22 protein-coding genes and 2 pseudogenes are annotated in these 21576 nt (G+C 74.0%); 17 read left to right on the top strand and 7 right to left on the bottom strand.

Translation table 11 applies throughout. The annotated features are described in order from the left end of the window. Positions 1-23 precede the first annotated feature (23 nt). Both ACZ8AI_RS17115 and ACZ8AI_RS17110 read right to left on the bottom strand, forming a co-directional pair. Positions 24-1181: a glycosyltransferase gene (locus ACZ8AI_RS17115; protein WP_464859131.1), complete on the bottom strand. Its 1158-nt coding sequence runs from the start codon at positions 1179-1181 to the stop codon at positions 24-26. Beyond that, positions 1121-2161, bottom strand: a complete 1041-nt coding sequence (locus ACZ8AI_RS17110) for a 1,4-dihydroxy-2-naphthoate polyprenyltransferase (protein ID WP_464859130.1) — start codon at positions 2159-2161, stop codon at positions 1121-1123. The genes ACZ8AI_RS17115 and ACZ8AI_RS17110 overlap by 61 nt, the downstream gene beginning before the upstream one ends. Before the next feature lie 286 nt (positions 2162-2447). On the opposite strand from ACZ8AI_RS17110, the gene ACZ8AI_RS17105 reads away from it, so the two are divergent. Both ACZ8AI_RS17105 and ACZ8AI_RS17100 read left to right on the top strand, forming a co-directional pair. Next, positions 2448-3032 (top strand): DUF4232 domain-containing protein, encoded by a 585-nt coding sequence (locus tag ACZ8AI_RS17105; RefSeq protein ID WP_464859129.1) that lies wholly within the window; start codon positions 2448-2450, stop codon positions 3030-3032. 53 nt (positions 3033-3085) lie between these two features. After that, positions 3086-4789 (top strand): AfsR/SARP family transcriptional regulator, encoded by a 1704-nt coding sequence (locus ACZ8AI_RS17100; protein WP_464859128.1) that lies wholly within the window; start codon positions 3086-3088, stop codon positions 4787-4789. A 169-nt stretch (positions 4790-4958) separates the two neighbouring features. Here ACZ8AI_RS17100 and ACZ8AI_RS17095 read toward each other — a convergent pair whose 3' ends face one another. The 3 genes from ACZ8AI_RS17095 to ACZ8AI_RS17085 all read right to left on the bottom strand — a co-directional run bounded on the left by ACZ8AI_RS17095 (position 4959) and on the right by ACZ8AI_RS17085 (position 6811). Beyond that, positions 4959-5102: a hypothetical protein gene (locus ACZ8AI_RS17095; RefSeq protein ID WP_166645760.1), complete on the bottom strand. Its 144-nt coding sequence runs from the start codon at positions 5100-5102 to the stop codon at positions 4959-4961. After that, on the bottom strand, positions 5099-5902 hold the full coding sequence (locus ACZ8AI_RS17090) for a GNAT family N-acetyltransferase (protein ID WP_464859127.1): 804 nt from the start codon (positions 5900-5902) through the stop codon (positions 5099-5101). The genes ACZ8AI_RS17095 and ACZ8AI_RS17090 overlap by 4 nt, the downstream gene beginning before the upstream one ends. Before the next feature lie 90 nt (positions 5903-5992). Continuing rightward, positions 5993-6811, bottom strand: a complete 819-nt coding sequence (locus ACZ8AI_RS17085) for a hypothetical protein (RefSeq protein WP_464859126.1) — start codon at positions 6809-6811, stop codon at positions 5993-5995. 456 nt (positions 6812-7267) lie between these two features. Here ACZ8AI_RS17085 and ACZ8AI_RS17080 point away from each other — a divergent pair, with 456 nt between their 5' ends. From ACZ8AI_RS17080 to ACZ8AI_RS17035, 10 genes are all read left to right on the top strand, one after another. Continuing rightward, complete coding sequence (locus ACZ8AI_RS17080; protein WP_464859125.1) at positions 7268-8371, top strand: amidohydrolase family protein; 1104 nt, start codon at positions 7268-7270, stop codon at positions 8369-8371. A gap of 113 nt (positions 8372-8484) precedes the next feature. Further along, positions 8485-9927: a hypothetical protein gene (locus ACZ8AI_RS17075; RefSeq protein WP_464859124.1), complete on the top strand. Its 1443-nt coding sequence runs from the start codon at positions 8485-8487 to the stop codon at positions 9925-9927. Between the two features lie 426 nt (positions 9928-10353). Continuing rightward, positions 10354-11190: a hypothetical protein gene (locus tag ACZ8AI_RS17070; protein ID WP_464859123.1), complete on the top strand. Its 837-nt coding sequence runs from the start codon at positions 10354-10356 to the stop codon at positions 11188-11190. Positions 11191-11970: 780 nt separating this feature from the next. Then, complete coding sequence (locus ACZ8AI_RS17065) at positions 11971-12489, top strand: helix-turn-helix domain-containing protein (RefSeq protein WP_464859122.1); 519 nt, start codon at positions 11971-11973, stop codon at positions 12487-12489. 244 nt (positions 12490-12733) lie between these two features. Next, a complete protein-coding gene (locus tag ACZ8AI_RS17060) occupies positions 12734-13735 on the top strand; it encodes an LCP family protein (protein WP_464859121.1) in 1002 nt (333 codons plus the stop codon). A gap of 209 nt (positions 13736-13944) precedes the next feature. Further along, entirely contained in the window at positions 13945-14301 is a 357-nt protein-coding gene (locus ACZ8AI_RS17055) for a DUF4232 domain-containing protein (RefSeq protein WP_464859120.1), read from the top strand. A gap of 78 nt (positions 14302-14379) precedes the next feature. After that, positions 14380-15147 carry a hypothetical protein gene (locus ACZ8AI_RS17050; RefSeq protein ID WP_464859119.1) on the top strand — a complete coding sequence of 256 codons (768 nt, stop codon included), beginning with the start codon at positions 14380-14382 and terminating at the stop codon, positions 15145-15147. Positions 15148-15221: 74 nt separating this feature from the next. Then, positions 15222-15398: a hypothetical protein gene (locus tag ACZ8AI_RS17045; protein ID WP_464859118.1), complete on the top strand. Its 177-nt coding sequence runs from the start codon at positions 15222-15224 to the stop codon at positions 15396-15398. Further along, on the top strand, positions 15377-16426 hold the full coding sequence (locus tag ACZ8AI_RS17040) for an amidoligase family protein (protein ID WP_464859117.1): 1050 nt from the start codon (positions 15377-15379) through the stop codon (positions 16424-16426). Before ACZ8AI_RS17045 ends, ACZ8AI_RS17040 begins: the two co-directional genes overlap by 22 nt. Positions 16427-16499: 73 nt before the next feature. Further along, positions 16500-17177, top strand: coding sequence for a response regulator transcription factor (locus ACZ8AI_RS17035; RefSeq protein ID WP_133520781.1), 678 nt, complete (start codon positions 16500-16502; stop codon positions 17175-17177). Between the two features lie 126 nt (positions 17178-17303). Here the strand turns inward: ACZ8AI_RS17035 and ACZ8AI_RS17030 are convergent, their stop codons facing one another. After that, entirely contained in the window at positions 17304-17480 is a 177-nt protein-coding gene (locus ACZ8AI_RS17030) for a hypothetical protein (RefSeq protein ID WP_464859116.1), read from the bottom strand. A 10-nt stretch (positions 17481-17490) separates the two neighbouring features. On the opposite strand from ACZ8AI_RS17030, the pseudogene ACZ8AI_RS17025 reads away from it, so the two are divergent. Beyond that, positions 17491-17922: pseudogene (locus tag ACZ8AI_RS17025) on the top strand (histidine kinase dimerization/phospho-acceptor domain-containing protein); the annotation flags it as partial. Positions 17923-18230: 308 nt separating this feature from the next. Next, a complete protein-coding gene (locus ACZ8AI_RS17020; protein WP_464859115.1) occupies positions 18231-18413 on the top strand; it encodes a hypothetical protein in 183 nt (60 codons plus the stop codon). A gap of 30 nt (positions 18414-18443) precedes the next feature. Here ACZ8AI_RS17020 and ACZ8AI_RS17015 read toward each other — a convergent pair whose 3' ends face one another. Next, complete coding sequence (locus ACZ8AI_RS17015; protein WP_464859114.1) at positions 18444-19316, bottom strand: MBL fold metallo-hydrolase; 873 nt, start codon at positions 19314-19316, stop codon at positions 18444-18446. 227 nt (positions 19317-19543) lie between these two features. On the opposite strand from ACZ8AI_RS17015, the gene ACZ8AI_RS17010 reads away from it, so the two are divergent. The 3 genes and pseudogenes from ACZ8AI_RS17010 to ACZ8AI_RS17000 all read left to right on the top strand — a co-directional run. After that, a complete protein-coding gene (locus ACZ8AI_RS17010; protein WP_464859113.1) occupies positions 19544-20326 on the top strand; it encodes a Pr6Pr family membrane protein in 783 nt (260 codons plus the stop codon). 281 nt (positions 20327-20607) lie between these two features. Next, positions 20608-20742: a hypothetical protein gene (locus ACZ8AI_RS17005; protein WP_464859112.1), complete on the top strand. Its 135-nt coding sequence runs from the start codon at positions 20608-20610 to the stop codon at positions 20740-20742. Positions 20743-20883: 141 nt separating this feature from the next. Further along, positions 20884-21555 (top strand): annotated as a pseudogene (locus ACZ8AI_RS17000) (FAD-dependent oxidoreductase); the annotation flags it as partial. Positions 21556-21576: the final 21 nt, after the last annotated feature.

Below are 21576 nucleotides of genomic sequence, written 5' to 3'. Positions count from 1 at the left end.
GTCCGTGACCCGCTGGTCGGCGGTCACACGCGCTCCCGGGTCGCGGCAGCGACGACCTGCTCGACCTCGGCGAGCGCCGACTCCACCGACGGCAGCGCACGGATCCGGTCTGCGACGTCCCGGGCGGACCGACGCAGGCCCTCGTCCTCGAGGACGCGGCGGAGCGACGGACCGACGGCTTCCGGGGAGTCGACGGTCACGGCGGCACCGGCTGCCGTCGCTCGCAGGGCGTTCACGGAGTGGTCGGCACCCAGCGGCATCACCACGAGCGGGACCCCGGCGACGAGCGCCCCGAGGACGGTGCCGGCGCCGCCGACGGTGACGACCGCGTCGACGTCGGCGAGCAGCTCGGCGAGCGGACGGAACGGCACGTTGACGACCCGCACGGCGGAGTCGGGCGAACCCGCACGGGCCTGCACGCCGTTGACGGCGGTCGTCACGAGGTCGACCGCGAGTCCCTCCCGCTCCGACGAGGCGACCGTGCGGTCCAGCAGCGCCTGGTCGGTGAACACGGTGCCCATCGTCACGAGCACCCGCGGACGGGTCCGAGGCGTTGCGGACACCGGGGCGTCCGACGCCCCGACCGCTCCGTGCGCCGACGGGCGCAGGGCGATGCGACGACCCTCGCGGACCGTCCCGGCAGCCTCGAGGAACGCCGGGTAGACGTCGATCCACGCCGCCACCGGCGGCAGCTCGACACCGCGCGCCGCGGCGGAACGCGCGGACGCCGCGGCCATCGCGGCCAGGACGGGCTCCGGGCGCTCCGGGCCGAAGCCGTGCCGGAGGAACGGCACGTCGAGCGCCGCGGCGACGTACGGCCCGACGTGGTCGAGGCTCTCGCTGATGACGACGTCCGGGTGCCAGGCCCGTGCGGCCTCGACAGCGTCGTCCACAGCCGCTGCGACCCGCCGGACGGCGAAGTACTCGGCGACGGTGTCGGGTCGCGGCGCGGTCGCCGGGCTCGTGCCGGTCTCCCGCTGCATGTCGGCCATCGCGACGAGGGTGGGCGGGCCGGCGGGCAGGACCTCGATGTCGGGGCTGCCCTGCGCGTGCACGAAGTCCGCCGCGTCGGCACCGGTGACGAGGGCGACCCGGTGGCCGGCAGCGAGGGCGGCACGCATCAGCGGGACCATCGGCACGATGTGCCCCGGGAGCGGGTTGGCGGTGAAGACGATGCGCATGGTGGACCTCCGTCTGGAGTGGGACTACGAGAGTGGGGGCGTCGCTCAGGCGGCGCTGGTGACCAGCGCCACCGTGAGGAGCACGCCGAACGCCAACGAGGCGAACGACGACAGCTGGAGCGCCGCGATGAGCCGGGCGCCTCCGCCGGCCGGGAGCCGATGGCCACTGCCGGGAAGGCCAGGGCGAGCGCCGCGGCCGCGACGAGGGTCAGCGGAGCGGCGACGACGAAGACCAGCAGGACGAGGAAGGGCGCCAGCATGAAGAACGCGTACAACGAGCGCGCGCCCCGCTCGCCGACGACGACCGCGAGGGTGCGCTTGTCGGCGAGCCGGTCGACCTCCAGGTCACGGATGTTGTTGACCATGAGGACCCCGCAGGCGAACAGCCCCGCGGCGGTGCCCGCTGCCCAGCCCTGCCCGGTGACGTGCCCGAGTTGCGCGACCTGGGTGCCGAGGACGGCGACGAGCCCGAAGAACACGAACACCGAGACCTCGCCGAGCGCCCGGTACCCGTACGGCCGCTTGCCGCCCGTGTAGTACCAGGCGGCGACGATCGTCGCCGCCCCGACGACGAGCATCCACCAGAGTCCGGTGAGCAGCACGATGACCAGTCCGGCCACCGCCGCGATCCCGAAGAACGTCAGGCCGACGCGGAGGACCGCCCGCGGCGTCGCGGTCCCGGCGCCGGTCAGCCGCGCCGGACCACGGCGGAAGCGGTCCGTCCCGCGCACACCGTCCGAGTAGTCGTTGCTGTAGTTGACACCGATCTGCAGGCAGAGGGCGACGACGAGGCAGAGCACGGCGATGCCGACGTGCCGACCGTGGCCGGCCCACGCCGCCGCGCCGCCGTCCGTGCCGGCGACGGCGACGCCCGTCCCGAGCAGCACCGAGACGACGCTCAGCGGCAGCGTGCGCGGTCGGGCACCACTGATCCACTGGCGGGTCGTGGGGCGAGCGGCCATGACTTCGGGTTCCGGCATGGGGCAAGGGTCGTCGCGACCGGGCGCGCCGGCATCCGTACAACCACCGACCTCGTCCGGTCCGGTGGTACCGACCCGGAACATTCATCCTCCAGGGTGATGCGGGTCATCCTGACAGCCGTGGCCCGGACCCCCGAGGGGTCGCACGCTGAGACGATGACGACTCCCCGTGCACGGCTCCTCACGCCGACCATCGCGATCGTGACGCTCGCGGTACTGCTGACCGGGTGCGCCGCCACCGGGAACGGCGCCTCGAGCGCTTCGACCCCGGAGGCTGCGAGCACCGGTGCGACGACCTCCGCCCCGACCGCGACGCCCACGTCCGGTCAGGGCACGACCCCCTCGACGCCGGGGACCGCGCCCGCGAGCGCCGCACCGAGTGGCTCCACCACCGCGTCCGGCGCGTCGCCTGCCGGGGCGGGAGACGCCGACGGCGCCCGGTGCACCGTCGCCGAGCTGTCGGGTTCGATCGCGGACGGCGGCGGGGGTGGCGGCGCGGGAGCCGAACGGGTCGCGATCGTCCTCCGCGACTCCGGCACCCGGTCCTGCACCCCTGCAGGGCTGGCCCGGCGTGTCCTTCGTGGGCGGGGGCGACGGCGCGCAGATCGGCAACCCGGCCACGCTCGACCGGTCCGCGCCGCACCCGACCCTGACGCTCCGACCGGGCCACGAGGTCCAGGCGATCGTGACCGTCGAGCAGTCGGGCGACTGGGACGCCGCGACCTGCGAGCCGCGCACGACCGACGGGTTCCGGGTCATCCCGCCGGGATCGCGGCAGTCGCTCTTCGTCGCCGCCTCCGGCTCGCTGTTCGAGGCCTGCGCCTCGACGAGCATCCACCAGCTCACCACCACCGCACTCGCGTCGTTCTGACGCGGGCGCTCGTGTCCCGGGCACCGGGACCGATCTGCACAGGAAGCACGCCCATGCGCCCATCCGCGCTCCCCACCGTCCGGTTCGCCGTCCTCGGGCCGGTCACCGCCGCCGCGCACGGTGTCGACCTCGACATCGGGTCGCCGCAGCAGCGAGCCGTGCTGGCGATGCTGCTGCTCGCCGACGGACGCCCGGTGGACGTCGACACGGTCGTGGACCGGATCTGGGGCGACACCCCGCCCCGGAGCGCCGCCGGCGTCCTGCGCACGTACGTGTACCGCCTGCGACGGGTCCTCGCACCCCACGCGGAGGCCGACGGGCTGGTGATCGGGACGGACGGCGGGGCCTACCACCTCGACCGTGGCTCGGCCGAACTCGACGTCGCGGTCGTCGAGACGGCCCGGCGTCGCGCCCGCGACCTGGTCCGTGCCGGTGACGTCGCCGGAGCCGCCGACGAGCTCGCGGCCGCGGCCGCCCGCTGGACCGGGACCGCACTCGGAGGGCTGCCCGGCTCGTGGGCCGACGCCCAGCGATTCCGGCTCGGTGAGCTCCACGACGAGGTGGCCTTCGCACGCGCGACGCTCGAGGTCCGGCTCGGTCGGTACGAGGACGCCCTGCCGGAGCTCCGACGTGTGGCCGAGGACCGTCCGCTCGACGAGCGCGTCGCCGCGCTCCTGCTCGAGACGCTCCTCGCGCTCGGCCTCCGCAACGAGGCCCTCGGCGCGTACGACGACTTCCGGCACCGGCTCGCCGACCAGCTCGGCGTCTCCCCCGGCAGCGCGCTGCGGCAGGTGCACCAACGGTTGCTGCAGGACGACGTCACGGAACCGGCCGTCGGACTGGAGGCGCCCCCCGCGTCCGTCACCGCGCCTCCCGGCCCGCCGGTCCGACCGCCCACCCGCCGCGGCGCCCGCCCAGCTGCCCCCGGACCTCGCCGACTTCGTCGGCCGTGCCGACGAACTCCAGCGCCTCCGACGCGTCGTCGCCCAGGATTCGTCCGGCGGCGTCCTCGGGATCACCGGACTCGGCGGCATGGGCAAGACGGCGTTCGCGGTGCATGCGGCCCACCGGGTGCGCGCGGCGTTCCCCGACGGGCAGTTCTTCGTCGACCTCCGCGCCGCCGGCGGGCACCCGCTGACCGCCTCGGACGCCCTGCTGTCGCTGCTCCGGACCGCCGGCGTCCCACGGTCGACGATCCCCGACGGTCTGGAGGAACGCTCCACGGCGTGGCGGTCCCTGGTCGCCGACCGTCGGGTGCTGCTCGTCCTCGACGACGCGGCGAGCAGCGCCCAGGTGCGTCCGCTGCTGCCGTCCGGACCGGGCTCGCTGACCCTCGTGACATCGGTCCGACGGTTCCTCGACCTTCCGGGTACGCGGTGGACGACCCTGCTCCCCTCGCGCCGGAGGAGTCGATCGACCTGATGGGTCGACTGGTCGGTCACGAGCGGCTCGCGGCCGAGCCGGGGCCGACGGCCAGGCCTCGCGGCCGCCTGCTCCCACCAGCCCCTCGCCGTCCGTGTCGCGGCTGCCCGCCTGGCGGACCGGCCGACCTGGACCGTCGCGGAGATCGAGCAGCAGCTCTACGACGACCTCGACCAGCCGGTCGTGATGCACGCCGACTGCCGGATCGTCGACGCGCCGTTCCGACGCGCGTCCGCCGGGCTGCGCGAGGACCAGCGCGATGCCTTCCACCGGCTGTCGCACCTGCCGGAGGGACCGTTCTCCGTGGAGGAGGCGGCACGTGCGCTCCGCCGTGACACGAGGTCGACGCGTGCGGTGGTCGAGGACCTGCTCGACGCGCACCTGATCGTCGCCGAGCCCGGCGGGCGGTACGGCTTCTTCGCCCTGGTCCGCGCGTTCGCGCGACGGCAGCCGGTGCGGGAGCGCGTGGCCTGACGACCGCGCTCGACGGCGGAGGGCGGCACCTCAGTCGTCCTCGGGCAGCAGCGGGTCGGGACCGACTCCGCCCAGTTGCAGCACCACCCACCGGAGGAGCGCGCGGCAGACGACCCAGGCCGTGGCCACGCCGATGCCCAGCGCGACGAGGGACCGGGCGTGACGCGCGCTCACGCCGCGGACCACCGGACGAGGGTGTCCACCTGCCGGAACCCGAGCGACCGGTACAGCCGGAGCCCGTCGACCGAGCTGACGAGGTACGCGGCGGTCGCGCCGTCGGCGAAGCCGTCCTGCACGACCCGTTCCGTCACCGCCCGCCCTGCGCCGTGGCAGCGTTCACCGGGCAGGACCGCGATGTTGTGGACCCCGAGCCCGTCGTCCGTCCGGACGCCGAGGCCGGAACCGACGACGTGGTCGTCGAGCCGGACGGCGTACCCCGTGACCAGCGGATCGTCGAGCAGTCCGCCCCCGAAGACCGAGCCGAACGCCGCTCGCGGTACCTCGAACCCGGCCGCGACGGTCGCGGTGTACGCACGCCAGGCATCGGCGGACACCGTGTCGACCCGGATCCGCGCCGCCGGTCCGTCCGCCGGTCCCGACCGGGTCGGCGGTCGGAAGTCGGCGCGCTGGCACACCAGGAACGGGTCCTCGTCCCGCTCGGTGAGACCGTGGCGCGCGGCGGCGCGCTCGACGGCACGCAGGCGAGCCCCGTCCCGGACCGTCCCCGTCCCCCGCTGAGCGGTGATCGACCAGGGCCGGCCACTCGCCGCGGCGAGTCCGGCCGCCCGGTCGAGGTCGCCGCCGGACCAGGCCGCGCCCGTCACCGTGATCGCGTTGAACGCCGCGACGTCGATGCCGGAGTCGGTGTACGCGAGCGAGCCCGCGCGGGCGACCCGTCCGACCGGGCTGGCCGCCGTCAGCCGCTGGAGAGCGTGGACGTGTTGTCGGAGGAGCACAGCGGTCTTCGTGGTCATGGCGCGATGCTCGCCGCAGCCGGCGGACCCCGCATCGGTGACATCACCGGGACGCTGTGCCCGGGGCGGTCGCACGGGTGAGCGGTTCCGTCAGGCGGCCACCTGCTGGCCGGCGGAGCGGTCGACGGTCCGGAGCGGCAGCAGCACGGCGACGGCGACGGCCACGGCGAGCGGAGCCGCGAGCGTGACCACGCCCTCCACCTGCCACAGCACCGGGCGGGTCGACGTCGACGCGTCGACGGCGGCACGGGCGACGAGCGCGGCCAGGCCGATGGCGACGAGCACCACGGCCGGCGACCCGACGAGGAACCAGGCGCGAGGCCGCACGGCGTTCGCGAGGAACCACGCGGCCAGCAGGGCGGCGAACCCGATGCTCGCGGCGACGACCCAGACCGCACCGCCGAGGACCACGCCGACCGCGACCGCGCAGGAGCCGGCGACGGCCGCGACCGCGGCCGCGCCCCACCGCCGGCGGCTCGTGGTCACGCGGGACAGCGCGACGAGCACCAGGGCCAGCGGGACGAGGAAGCCGAGGACGACCTCGAACGCCTCGCCCACGCGGTACTGCGCGGTGCTGGACACGACGAAGAACACCGTCTGGTCGAGGACGGACGCGGCGACGACGGACAGGACGGCGGCAGCGAGGAGGAGCCGGGCGGGGCGAGCGTGCGCGGGACGGGACGGGTTCATCGATCCTCCTGGTCGGGGGTGCGCGGAGCGGTGGAAGGCAGCGGTCGTGATCATCCCGAGCACGAGGGCCGTGCGCGGGACGCCGACCTCCGGAGCGGCCGCGACGTCGGCGTGCCACTGCTCGCGGCGGTCCGCGCGGAGCGGCGCGGTGGACAGGTCGGCTGCTCGGTCGACCCACCAGTGTGCGGTCTCGGCGATCCGTCGGGCTTCCTGTGGCACGGGTGGTCCCTCGTCGGTCGATTTTGATCGACCTATGTAGATTAAGCACCTCTCGGCCATCGTGACCAGTGCTCGTCCTGAGCGTCCACGCAGGCACGGCATGGTGTGGCCGAACATTCTTGACCGATCGATCCACAAAGCGTAAAGTTCGAGACCAATCGGTCCAGTACCGGCTACCCGCGGCCGTCTCGGGGATACCACCGTGGTGCCGGCCCGGCCGGACGCCGTAACGTCCGCGGGCGGATCGGCTCACCACGAGCGACAGGAGCCCCTCATCGACCACGACCACCCCGACCTCGACGGCGACCGCCACGTCCTCTGGGAGCACGCGACGGTCCTGGCCGGAGCGGGCGCTGCGCCGGTCCCCGACGGAGCCGTCCTGGTGCGGGGCGAACGGATCCTCGCCGTGGGACACGTCGCGCACTCGCCGCCGCCGCACCCGGGAGCACCGTGCGTGTGGACCTCGACGGCGCCTTCCTCCTCCCCGGACTGGTCGACAGCCACCAGCACGTCGCAACCCCGCCGTGCGTGCCGTACGCCACCGCGCAGCTCGAGCGCGAGGTGTACGGCGGCGTCACCACGATCCGGGTGATGGCCGACGACCTCCGCGTCGTCGCGGAACTCGCGCGGGCCTCCGCCGCCGGCGAGCTCCCCGCCCCCGACATCGCCTTCGCGGCCTTCTTCGCCGGTCCGTCGTTCTTCGACGACGAACGGGTGCGGGTCGCCTCGGCGGGGTACGAGCCGGGGACGGCCCCGTGGATGCAGGCCGTCGACACGGACACCGATCTGGCGCAGGCGGTCGCGGTCGCCCGGGGTACCGGCGCCCGCGCGATCAAGGTCTACGCGGACCTCGACCCAGAGACCGTCCGTCGGATCACGGACGAGGCGCACCGTCAGGGCCTCCTGGTCTGGGCGCACGGCACCGTGTTCCCGTCCGGCCCATCGGAGGTCGTCGCGGCAGGAGTGGACTCCGTGAGCCACGCCTACCTGCTCGGCCACGAGGGCAGACCGATCCCGACCTCCTACGCACCGCCACGGCAGGACATCGACCTGGAACGGTTCCGCGACCGGGTTCCCGAGTCCGTGGACGTGCTCCTGCGGGAGATGCGTCGCCGAGGCTGCGTGCTCGACGCCACGCTGTTCGTCGACGCCCACACCGGCACGCCGACGGCACGCCTGTCCGCTGCCGCGCGCATCACCGCCCGTGCCGCCGAGCTCGGTGTCGTGGTCTCGGCCGGGACCGACTTCCCGACGACGCCCGACGACCCGTTCCCCGCGATCCACCGGGAACTCGCCCTGCTGGTCGAGCAGGCCGGCTTCACCCCGGCCCGCGCACTCGCCGCCGCGACGGCCGGCGGCGCGGCGGCACTCGGGCGCTCCGCCGACCTCGGGCGCATCGCACCGGGCGCACGCGCCGACATGATCGCCACCGCGGAGGACCCCACGTCCGACCTGTCGGCGCTGCGGTCGATCACGACGACCATCACCCGGGGTCGTCGCCTCGACCGGCGCGGGTTCGACCCACGGGCTCGCGCTCGGGAGCGGACCTGGCGCCCCTGATGCGTCCGGTGGCGTGACGTCGACACGACGTCGACACCGCCGACCGAAGATGAACCCCCGGTGCCGACTCCCAGCGAGCCGTCCGCGCCGACCGATCGCCCTGAGGATGCCCGATGCCCATGTCCCCCTCCGTCTCGAAGCCGACCACGCAGCACGACCGCGACCAGGTGCGAGCGCACCTCGCGCGCTCGGGGGTGCTCGACGCCCGGCGCCCCGACCGCGGTGGGCCGACCCCGTGGACCGTCGCCGACATCGCCGATCGCCTGCGCGACCTCGGAGCGGCCGACGCCGACCTCGGGTGGATCGGCGCGGTCGCCGCGGTGACGAACCTCGCGGTGGCGGAGTTCCCCGACGAGACGCTGCGCGAGGTCTGGGGGCCGGACGGCGACACGCTCGTGGCCGGCACCCTCGCCCCGCAGGGCACCGGCACCTGGACCGACGGCGCGTTCCACGTGCGCGCGGTCTCGACCCCGGCGAGCGGCCTGCCCTGGGCGGGCTGGGTCATGGCGACGGTCCGCGACGTCGACTCCGGTGCGCTGGTGCGGGTCCTCGTCCCCGTCGCGGACGTCCGCGTGGAGACGACCTGGGACGCCCTCGGGCCTGCAGGGCTCCGGTGGCGACACCGCGCACCTCGAGGACGTCGTCGTGCCCGCTCGGAGGACCCGACCCTCGCGCCGGCGCCGTCGGTGGCTCCGCTGACGTTCTTCGCCACGATCTTCTTCGCCTCCCCGTTGATCGGCGCCGTCGAGTCGGCGCTCGACCGGGTCCTCGACGACGTCGCAGCCCACGGGGAGCGGTCCGCCCGAGCCGACGTGCGGGCAGCGGTCGGTGCGGCCGCCCGCGACGTGGCCCGCGCCGCGGGTCTGCACGCCGCTGCCACGGCCACCCTCGGAACTCCGCGACGAGGTGGACGCGCTGTCCGCCGTGGCCCGTGCCACCTCGGCCGACCTCGCCGTGCAGGCACTCGCCGCGGCCGAGCAGGCGCTCCCGCTCCTCGTGAGCGGGACCGGAGCCGCGGCACTTCGCACGGGGCACCCGCTCGCGCGGACGGTCCGCGACGTCGCCGTCGGCGCGCGGCACACGGCGCTCTCGCGGACCAAGTCGGCGCTCGCCCACACCGACGCGCTGTTCGAGGGTCGCTCCTGATGGCCCGACAACGCGACGAGCAGCCGTCGCACAACCGCATCCCGCTCGAGCGTCGCGACCTGTTGGAGCGCATGGTGCGCGTCGCCGGCGAACGCGGCGGCCGCCTGGCCATCGTTGGGGAACCCGGCGTCGGGAAGACCACGATGCTCGAGGCGCTCGCCGGCCGACTGGCCCAGGACCGCATCGTGTTGATGCTGCGGTTCGACGAGGGGACGACGGGCCCGTACGCGGCGGTCAGGACACTCCCGCGACTCGTTCCCGACCGCATCTTCCGCACCCTGCCCATCGGCTACCGGGCGGTCCTGGAGCAGGTGCTCCAGACCGCTCCCCTGGGGTTCGCCGACCACCGGATGCTCGAAGCGGCGTTGCGGCACCTCTGCAACGTCCTGCTGCGGCGCACACGGTGGTGATCCTGGACGACGCGCACCTGGCGGACCGGGAGTCCGTCGACCTGATGGCCCCGATGTTCCGGCCACCGCACGAGGCCGCCGGGACGGTGCTCATCGTCGCGCGGGAGCTGGACGCCGGCGGCCCGGTCACCTCGTGGAAGGTGGTGTTCACCGCGTCGCAACTCGCCTTCCCTGGCGCCGCTCAGCCCCGCGGCGGTCGCCGGCGTCCTGAAGGACTCCGAGCTCGGGGGCCTCTCCGCGACGGACCTCAACGAGATCGCGACGGAGAGCGGCGGCAACCCGTCGTGGGCGATCGACCTGGCGATCACGCGGCTCTCCGGGGACGACCGGACGGCCGCGTCGACGTCACGTGCCCTCGCGTCGACGATCCGTCGGATCGAACGACTCCCCCCGGCCGTCCGAGAAGTCCTCGCGGTCACGGCGTCGATGCGCGGTGGCACCGTCGAGGCGCTCTTCCACGTGGTCGGGCAGGCGGAGGACGCCCTCGCCGAGGGCGTCGCACTCGGCGTCCTCAGCACCAAGGGGCACGAGGTCGCCGTCCGGACCCCGCTCCTGCGTGCCGCGATGTCGGCGATGCTGTCCGCGCAGGAGCGGCGAGCGCTGCACGCCGGGCTCGCCGAGTCCCCCCTGCCCGCTGAACAACGACTCGAGCACCGCGACGACGCCGTCCTGCCGGGGCCGCGACCGGACCTCGCGGAGGAGCTGCGAGCCGCCTCGGGCCGCGCCCGCCGGATCGGGACGACCTCGAACGCGCTGCGCCTGGCGATGCGCGCGGTCGCGCGGTCCGACGGACGCTCCGACGCGCACGTGGACCGCGTCCTGCACGCCGCGGAACTCGCGGGAGCGCACGGCGATGCCGCGCTCGCCAGGCGGTTGTCGGCGACCCTCGACCCCGCCGTCCTGGCACCGGAGCAGTTCGACCGGATCGCGGTCGTCAGCGCCGAGGCGATCGCGCAGGACCTCGGCGTCGACGCGCTCGACCGTCGGCTCGCGAACGCCAGACGGTCGTTCGAGTCGGGCGACGTGCGCGCATCGATCATCGACGTGCTCCGGATCCTCTGGTCCTCCGGTGGAGCGAGCGACGTCGCGCACGAGCTCGAAGACCGCGCCGCCGAGCTCCCGCCCGAGGTCGCTCCGGAACACGCTGCGCGCAGCGCTGGAGGACCTCGCGTTCCGGCTCCTCGACGCGGGCGAGGGACTCCTCGTCGGAGATCATCGCGAGGACCCGGGCCGTCGAGTCGGCCAGCGGCACGCTGGACCTGACCTCGAGCGCGGCGTCCATCGAGGCGACGGGCGCCTACCAGGCAGACGACCTCGGCCGTTCGCGTCCCGCACTCACCGCCTTCGTCCGGACCGCGGAACTGCTCGGTGCGCACCCGACCACCACGCGTGCGCTCGCGCACGCGGCCATCGTCGAGATCCTCGCCGGACGCGTCGTCCAGGCGGCATCGCTCCTCCACGAGGCCGAGCAGCACGCGCTCCGCCTGGGGGACCCGCCGGCTCCGCTCACCCGCGCCCGGGGACTCTTCGCACTCACCCGGAACGACCGCGAGACGCTCGAGGAGATCCTGACCGGGTGGTCGAGCCCGGCGGCGACGATCCGCGGCAGCCTGCTCGTCCACGGCCTCGCCGGCATCGACGCGGCCTGGTCCGAGAACTGGACGGAGGCGCGGACCGAGCTCGAGCTGGCCCTGGAGCTGGCCGAGGCGAAGGGCATCGTGGAGCCGGGACGACGCCTGTGGATCGACATCGAGCTCGCCCGTGCCCGTGTCCACCTCGGCGACCTCGACGGCGCCGAACACCTCGCCCGTCGACTCGCCGCGCTCGACGAGTCCCACCGGCGACCCCATGCCCACGGCCAGTCACTCCGGATCCGGGCGATGGTCGCGATGCGGCGGGGCCAGCAGGACGAGTCGCTCCGGCTCGCCGAGGAAGCCGTGGAGGAGCTCCGCCGCGGCGGCTTCGCACCCGAGTCGGCGCGCGCGCAACTCGACCGTGCGCAGCTCCTGCTGGACGCCGGCCGCAGCGGACGGGCACGACAGGGTGCTCGCCGACGTCGCGACGAGCCGGATCCACGCCGACGACCCGCGGATCGCCGCCCGGACACTGCGTCTGGCCGAGGCGGCCGACACCGTCGACGGTCGAGCGCTGCTGACGGCCGCCGAGACCCGGGTCGCGCAGTCGGCTGCCGCCGGACGGACGAACCGCGAGATCGCCGCCCAGCTGTTCGTGAGCGTCAGGACGGTCGAGACGCACCTCGGCAACGCCTACCGCAAGATGGGCGTCCGCACGCGCACCCAGCTCGCGCTCGCCCTGAACGACCTCGGCCAGGACGACCCGGGCCTGGCCGAGGCTCCGGCCCCGCATGAGCGTCGGACACGCGTCCGGCTCCGGCTCCGGCCCCGGCTCCGGCTCCGGCCCCGGCTCCGGCTCGGGGCGGAGCCGGAGTACCGGTCGGCACCACAACCGAACGGAGTACCCATGACACAGCGCCACCGGTCGCAGCCCTCGGCATCGCCCGTCACGGACGGCTTCCGCGCCGGCGCGGACGGGGCCGCGTGACGGGCATCGCTCGGCGCAGCGGCCGCCGTCGTCCTGGTCAGTGCCACCAGCCTCGTCGCGATCGCGGGTGCGCAGCTCGACGCGGCACCGCACACGGTCGCCCTCAGCACCGACGACCAGAGCGTTGCGCGGGCCGCCGACATCACCGCGATCCCGGGCGGGGCCAACATCCTGCTGATCGGATCCGACACCCGCGTCGGACAGTTCGACGCGGCCGACGGGCACGGCCGGCGCGCGCAACGACGTGACGATCCTCGTCCACGTCTCGGCCGACCACACCCGGCTGACCGCTGTGAGCTTCCCGCGCGACCTGGAGATCCCGCTCCCGTCCTGCAGGAACCCGGAGAGCGGAACGACCTACCCCGCCGCCGCGAAGGCCCTGCTCAACACCGCGCTCGGCCACGGCGGGATCTCGTGCGTCGTGGACACCATCGAGAACCTCACCGGCGTGACGATCCCGTACGCCGGTCTGATCACCTTCGACGGGGTGATCGCGATGTCGAACGCCGTCGGTGGTGTCGACGTCTGCGTCGCCAAGCCCATCGACGACGACTACGTCGGGCTGCACCTCTCGGCGGGGACGCACGCGCTCAGCGGTGCGACGGCGCTCGAGTTCCTGCGGTCGCGCCACGGCGTGGGTGACGCCAGCGATCTCGCCCGCATCAGCTCGCAGCAGGTGTTCCTCTCGGCGCTCCTCCGGAAGGTGACGTCGAACGGCACGCTGAGCGATCCGGTGACGCTCTACCGTCTCGCCGGTGCGGCGCTGAGCAACATGACGCTGTCCGACGGGTTGCACCAGCCCCGGACGATCGTGGGACTGGCGTCGATGCTCCGGTCCATGGACACGTCGGACATGCTCTTCGTGCAGTACCCCGTCACCGACGACCCCGATTCGCCCGCGCACGTCCTCCCGGAGCCCGAGCCCGCTCACGCGCTCGACGTCGCCATCCAGGACGACCAGCGGACGTCGCTGAGCGACTCCACGACGGGGCGGGCGTCCACGCCGGTCACCGCTGCTCCGCCGTCGTCCGACGCCGCGGACGGCAGCGCCGGGGCCGCGCACGGCAGCGCCGGCGCTCCCGGGACCACCTCGGGCGCAGCCCGCCGAGCCGGGCCCGTCAGCCACCCCGTTGCCGTCGGCGATCACGGGGCAGAGCGCGGCGGAGCAGACCTGCACCGTCGGGTCGTGACCGCTTCATCGTCGTCTCATGCCGCCAGTGTCAGGTTTTCCGTGTGCAGCAGCTGACGTTCCGCGGGACGGTGATCGCGACCCTGGTGGTCGCCGTCGCCGTGACCTTCGGCCGGTTGCACGTCGTCCACACACCCGACCGGCCGGGACCACGAGCACGTGCAGAGCCTGCGGTCGCCGCGGTGCCACGACTCCTCGCTGTCGGCCAGCGTGAGCGGCCGCGACGGAACGGGCGTTGCCGCCCCGGTCCGACCGACGAGGGTGCGGTGCTCCTTGCCGTCGTCTTCACGAACGAGGGCGACCACAGCTGCGTCCTGCAGGGATGGCCCACGGCACGCCTGGTCTCCCACGGGAGCCCCTTCGGTCCGGACGCCCTCGAGATCCGCGCCGTCCCCTCGCCGGCGGTCACACTCCGCCCGGCGAAGCGCGCACAGGTGTACGTCGCCCTGCACGCGGGGGAGTCGCCGATCGACTGCGTCGAGGCCGAGCCGGAGGCGCTGGCGGTGGTGCTGCCGCACAGTGACAGCACCCTGACGGCCGGCCTGCCCACCGGGTACCTCGGATCGACCTGTCGCGCGGAGACGGCGACGTTGATCGGCATCCAGGCGGTGCTCCCCCTCTGAGGTCGGCGCGATGCGCTCGTCCCTCCCTGAACTCATCCGGCGAAGTCAGTCCCACTCCACCATCGGAAGGAAACGACCATGAACACGAACACCTCGAGCACACGGGGCCGCGCGTTCCGACGCATCGGCGGCGCAGCCCTCGTCACCGGCGCTGCGGCGTGCGCTGCCGCAGCACTCTTCGGCACGCTGCCCGCCCAGGCGACGGTGACGCACCACGCCGCGACGACGACCACCGCGGTGCGCACGACATCCCACAGCACCCTCCCCGCGTCGGCTGCGACCAGCGCCCAGCGCGCCAAGGCGGAGAAGGACGCCGCGATCCGCAAGGTCCAGAACGACCCCACGACGAAGAACCTCGACGCGTACTACGCGGCCGGGTACAAGTACGAGGACGCACTCGACCTCGCGGCCCTGTGGAACGCCCCGGACCGGAACCACGCCAAGTTCACCGCCGGGGCGAAGCTCCGTGCCGGCCAGACGCTGCCGTTCGCTCCCGGTGCCGGGTTCACCCGGAGCTACACGACGGCACAGCAGGTGCACGCGTTCGAGATCGCCGAGGTCGACGACGGCGGGCTCGCGGCACGCCTCGCCGCCTCGTGGAAGGTGTCCCCGGAGGCCGCGAAGGCCAAGGCCGGCGCACTGGCCCTGGCGAACCAGCCGGTCCCGCTGGAGCACCCGACGCCCTCGGCCGGTGACGCTGCCACTGCGTTCGCGAACGCCGGGTACGACTACGCCGATGCCGAGAAGCTGGCCCAGATCTGGAAGATCGACGCCTACAGCGCCAAGGTCAAGGCCGGTCAGGACCTGCTGAGCTCCCCGCAGATCCCGCTCCCGATCCAGCCGTGACCGACGGACCGGTGCCGGGTCCCCGGACCCGGCACCGGTCCCGCATCTCCCCTCCACCGCACGAAGGACCCACGATGACCACCCTCAGGCGCCGCATCGGCTTCGAGATCGAGCTGCTGGCTCCGCGCGGTTCCGACCGCCGTGCCCTCGCACGGAGTGTGGCCGACCAGGTCGGCGGCCGCGTTCGACCGTGTTCCACACGGACTCGGAACCGTCGCTCGTCCCCGGGATGGGGCAGTTCTGGCACCTGACCCCGGGGTTCGCCGTGACCGACGGTGCCGGGCGACCGGTCGCGTCGTTCGTCGACGACATCACGCTGGTCGACGACCTCCGCGACCTCGCGGACCCGACGGACGTGCCGAGCGCGGAAGACGGCTGGTACCGGATCCTGTCCGACGAGCCCCGTCTGCTCCGGCTCGTCGAGCGCCACGAGACCCCCGGCGCACCGTTCGACCGCGTCCTCCGGTCGGCTGCGGAACTGTTCGGTACCCGGGTCGACGTCATCGGTCCCGTCCGCCGGCTCGACGACGAGAGCGGAGCGACCCTCGCCATGGCGACGGCACTCGCGCGCGGACGCGACCGCCCGTGCGAGATCGTGACGGCCCCGCTGACCGCCGACCACCACGCGACCCTCGAACTCCTGCTCGGCCGGGCCCGGGCACTCGGCTTCACCGTGCCCAGGGAAGCGGCGGTGCACCTGCACTTCGACGGAGCGCCCTTCCGAGCGCCCGGACCGTTCGCGAACCTCGTCCGGCTGTTCGCGCTCTGGCGGGATGAGCTCCGGTCTGCGCTCGGCTCGAACCCCGCCGCCACGAGGGTCCGTCGGCTGCCGGACGAACTCCTCGCACTGGTCGAGACCGCCGACGGCTGGTCCGCACCTGCAGACCGCGGCGGCTGGCGTCGGTCTGACCAAGTTCTTCGACGTCAACCTCACCGCGCTCCTCGACGCCGACCCGGTCCGCGACACCGTCGAGGTGCGGATCCTGCCGGGCTCGATCGACGCCGACGGGATCACCGAGCGCCGCCGCGCTCGTGGAACAACTCCTCGACCGGTGCCTCCTGTCGGAACCCGTTCCGTCGCCCGAGCGCGCGGGTGGTGACCTCCGTGCGCTCGCCGACCACGTCGTCTGACCGGACGCGGCCGATGCCGACCGGCGGGACGATGACGACCCGGGCGCTCCCCGCGGCACCGCAGTGCCGCTGCCGCGTCTACGGCATCCGGTGCGTCCGGCCCGACCGGCACGCGGGCGAGCACGAACGCGGAGCGCTCCGGTGGTGAGCGGTCCGGACGGCACCCGGCCGACCGGTGCCGGGTCCTCCCCGTCCGTCGGCGAGCGTGGGACGGCGACGACGTGAAGGTCCTGCTGCTGGAGGACGACCGGTCCCTCGCGACCGAGGTCGAACGCGTCCTGCGTCGTGCGGGGTACGCGGTCGACGTCACCCGCACCTACCAGGACGCCGACGTCGCCGCGGTCTCCGGCGACTACGCGTGCCTGGTCCTCGACCGGAGCGTTCCCGGTGGCGACGGCTCGGAGCTGGTCGCCGCGCTGCGGAGGAGCGGGGACCTGACGCCCGCGATCCTCATCACCGCACGGGACGCGTTGGCCGACCGGGTCAGGGGCTTCGACCTCGGCGCGGACGACTACCTCGTGAAGCCCTTCGCCGCGGTCGAGCTGGTCGCACGGGTCCGTGCGCTCAGCCGTCGGGGCCAGGTCACGCTCCCCCCGGTGCTCGATGCGGTGGGCATCCACCTGGACGTGCAGCGGCACACGGTCCATCGGCACGGTACGAAGCTGCTCCTCCGCGCGAAGGAGTTCGCCGTGCTCGAGGAACTGCTCCGTTCGGGCGGCGGCGTCGTGACGAGGGCCGAGCTCGTCGAACGGTGCTGGGACGAACTCCACGATCCGGCGTCCAACGTCGTCGACGTCGTGATCGGGCAGCTCCGGAAGCGCCTCGGGTCGCCGCCCGCCATCCACACGGTGCGCGGCGTCGGCTACCGCGTGGGGGACGAGGCGGCCGGTGACGCCTGAAGCGCGGCACCTCCGCCGGTTGCGGTGGCGAGGCACGGTGCTCTTCGCGATCACGACGGCGATGTGCCTGGTGGTCCTCGCCGTGATGGCGTCCGTCATCGACTCGCGCTCGCACACGCGCGAGACCTACCGCGAACTCACCGTGCTCGCGGAGCAGCTGGCCCGGTCGGCGGAGTCGTCCGGCCCCGAGGTCCGGTTCGACGCGCAGGACGTCGCGACCTGGACGTCGATCGACGGCACCTTCGCGTACGTCGACCCGGCCGGCATCGTGGTGGCCTCGCCGTCGCAGCGTGCGCTCCCCACGTCCGCGACGATGACCGACCTGATGACACGAGCACGGCACGGCGACGGGGCCGTCCGGACGAGGGCGCCCGCCGTCGGGAGCGGTCGGCCCGTCGACTGGGTCGTCCTGGCGGTCCCCTACTCCGACACCGTCGTCTTCGCCGGGGCCTCGGCCACTGCCCCACCCGACCACCGTCGGCTCGATCTCCTGCTGGTCCTGACGGTCGCCGGGCTCTGCGCCCTCGGGACCGCGCTCGGACACCTCCTCTCCGGACTCGCCGTGCGTCCGTCCATCCGGAGCATCGAGCAGCACGAGCAGTTCCTCCGCGAGGCTGCCCACGAACTGCGGACGCCACTCGCCGTGATGCGGCTCGCGCTCGACGACGGGTCGCCGCACCTCGGGTCGATCTCGACGCAGGTCACGCGGATGTCGGCGCTGGTGGGCCGGCTCCTCGACCGCGCGCGCATCCGGAGCGCCGACCCCGCGTCGTTCGAGCTCGAGCCCGTCCGCCTCGACCAGGTGATCGAACTCGCCGTGGAGGAGTTCGAGGGCGCCGCGGAGTTCGAGGACGCCGAGGCCGGGTCCGACGTCCGGCTGGACCTCGATCCGTCGGTGGTCGTCGGGCACGCGGAGCTCCTGGCGCAGGCGGTGCGGAACCTCGTCGAGAACGCGCTCCGCCACGGCACCGGCCCGGTCGTGGTGGCCCTCCGCGGCGACGTGCTGACGGTCACGGACCGGGGCTCGGGATCCCGGTCCGCCGACGGCGCGCGGTGCTCGAGGGTGGACGGACGACCGCTGCGGGTGGGACCGGCACCGGGCTCGCCATCGTGTCCTGGGTCGCCGACGTGCACGGGGCCGACCTCACCCTCGGAGACGCCGAACCACACGGGCTGCGCGTCACGCTCACCTTCCCGGGGCCGAGCGCTCGACGACCGCGCTCGGCACCACGGTGACCCGGCCCCACACCCGGCCCCGCCGCTCGGCTACCGCAGCGCGTCGGTGACCGGTCGTGCGGCGTCCGGGTCGAACCGGCGGAACACCGCGTCCGGGAAGTGCGGACCGACGAGGACCACGTCCTCGGTGCCGACACGACGCGCGATGGCGCGACGGGTCCGGACGGCTTCCTCGGCGTCGTGGTCGCCGACCCAGACCACGTCGGGGTGCAGCACCTCTGCTGGGCAGTGCACCGCGTCGCCGACGATGAAGGCGGTCGAGCGGCTCCCCTGCACGGCGAACGCGTGGTGGCCCGGGGTGTGCCCGGTCGTCGCGACCGCGGTGACGCCCTCGACCGGTCGGGCGCCGTCGGTGAGGCTGTGTCGGCGCTCGTCGATCAGGGCCAGCTCGTTCGGTCGCGGGGCGACTGCGTCGGAGCGGTGCTCGGGTCGGTTCCAGAACGCCCACTCGGCGTCGTCGAGCCAGTACTCGGCGCGCGGGAAGGTGTGGACCCCGTCGACGTCCTCGTCCCCGATCCACCCGACGTGGTCGGCGTGCAGGTGGGTCAGCAGGACCGTGTCGACGTCGCCGGGCTCGACGCCGATCGTGCGGAGGTTGTCGAGGAGCATGCTGCCGCGCATGAACGCGTCGCGTGTCGTCCCGGGTCGGACGAGCGGGATGGTCCGTCTGCCGATGCCCGCGTCGACGAGGATGCGGCGTCCCTGCGTCGAGATGAGGATCGCGCCGACGCTCAGGACGAGCATCCCGTCGTCGTCGAGCACGTCGAGGCCGTCGGACAGCACGGCGTCGTGCCCGCGGGGGTAGGCGAGCGCGGGTTCGGCGCGGAACTCGCCGTCCGGCACGTAGGTGAGCGTGATGCCGCCGAGGTCGAGGCTCGTGACGGCAGCGGGGGATGCGGGCACAGGAGGCTCCAGTCCGTGGTCGGGGTGAGGACGAGGACAGTCTGCGCGGCCGGGTGCCGGTGCCGCCTCCGCGCTCTCACGGAGTTCGACGCCGACCACGACCGGGCACCGGAGGGCGAAGGAGGGCGACGTGGACTTCAGCAGCCCTGCGGATGCCGACCATGAGCGCTCGACCGAGGGTGGTGGGGCCCGGTCGATCCCGGCCGGGCGATCGAAGGAGGACCATCGTGGCTGCTCTCCAGCTGCACCAGTCGACGCCCAGCCCGACGTCCGCACTCCCGGCACGGAACGCACCGGCGACCGGGATCGCGAGCGCCCGGGCGGCGGTGGCGACCCTGATCGCCCTGGCACTCGCTGCCCAGTACGGGCAGAGCGTGGTCTTCTGGCACCACATCGGTGTGACGAGCATCCCGGGGAAGACCCTCGACTTCGCGCTGTTCTTCACGGAGGACTCGAACGCCGCGGCGGTCGTCGTGTTGGTGGTCGGTGTGGTGCGGCTCGCGCTGGCGGTCCGCCCGACGACCGCGTGGACGACGACACGGCTCGCCGTGACGGTCTGCGCCGTGATGACGGCCGTCGCCGACAACGTGCTGCTCCGCGGCCTGCCGCACCCGGACGGCTCGGTGCTCCCCTGGGCCGACGACGTCGTGCACATCGTCGGCCCCGCGCTGGTGCTCCTCGACTGGCTCGTCGCCCCGGACCGCGTCCGGCTCCCCGTCCGACTGCGGACGGTCGGCCTGGTGGCCGCCGCGCCGGTCGTGTGGCTCGTCGTCACGCTGACGCGGGGACCCTTCACCGGGGACCAGGCGAGTGACGCGGTCCACTACTACCCGTACGGTTTCCTGGACCCCGACACGTCCCGGTACGGGTACGCGTCGGTCGCCGCGTACGTCCTCGCCCTCCTGCTGTTCCTCACGGTGACCACGCTGGCGCTGTGCTGGTCCACGCGGCTGCGCTGGCATCCGCGACCGTCGACGTCGCGCCGTCCCGGGGACGGCGTGCGCGAGTGAGCGGTGCTGGACGGAACCCGCGCCGGGGAACCGCGGCGAGGACCCCCACGGTCCCCGCCGGGCGGCCCCCAGCGGGACCCGGTTCCCCGGCACGGCCTCCAACGACGGGCCGACCCGAACGGCCGCGTCCGCACCAGGATCCGCGACACCGGTCGGTCGTGCATCGGTGGGACCACCGGACACCGACCACCGGCGACCGGCCCCTCGGCCCGGCCCGCGCCGGTGCAGGAACCGGTGGGAACCCTGAGGGAGAAGCCGGTGCGGCCACCGAAGATGCTCGCATGACGCATTCTCATGTGAACGATCCCGACGTGTCGTTCGACGGCAGCACCGACCCGGTGACGACGAGCACCCCGGACCGCGACGAGGACGTCCGGCCGGACGAGCAGCACGCGCAGCCCCGCAGCGACTGGTGACGAGCGCGTCCACCAGTCCTCCCCGTGGTCGCACGGATGCGACCACGAGCCGTCCGACCCGATGCTGCTCCTGTCCGTCGACCAGGTACGGGCACGGAACAGGCGCGCAACGCGCACGGAACGTGAGGACGTGCAGGTCGGATGCAACGAGTACTGGACATCGCGGTCTGCGGTGGCGGCATCGCGGGCCTCGCGACCGCGCTGCTGCTCACCCGCGCAGGGCACCGGATCCGTGTCCACGAGCGCGACGCCGACGCCGACGCCCGTGACCAGGGCGGGAGCATCGGGATCGACGGTGCGCTCGGCCGCGTCGTGCTCCGACGCATGGGCCTGGACGCGGCCTTCGCCGAGATCGCCCACCCCGAGGCAGCGGTCGGGCGGCTCGTCGACGCCGCGGGGACCGTGCTGCGCGAGTCGCCGGGGGTGACGGACTCCGGCGACGCCGAGGTCGAACGGCCGCGCCTCCGTCGTCTGCTGCTGGACCGGCTCCCTCGCGGCACCGTCGAGTGGGGGCACCGCGTCCGTGCGCTCGAGGACGACGGCGGGCGGGTGCGTCTCCGGTTCGACGACGACACCGAGGCCGTCGCCGACCTCGTCGTCGGAGCGGACGGTGCGTGGTCGCGCGTCCGCGCCGCGGTGGGCGGGACCGAGCCGGTCTACAGCGGGATCACGTTCCTCGACCGCCGGTTCCCGGACGTCGAGCGGGACTTCCCGCGCGTCGCGGAGACCATCGGCCGGGGCACGCTGTTCGCCGCCGACAGCGGCCTCGGCGTGATCGCGCAGCGGATCGGGCGGAACGCGCGGGTGTACGTCGCGTTCCGCGCGGAGCTCGCA

It is taken from the genome of Curtobacterium sp. AC273 (assembly GCF_979253735.1).
The sequence above is the reverse complement of the archived record's forward strand: the minus strand, read 5'-3'. Positions and strand labels throughout refer to the sequence as shown.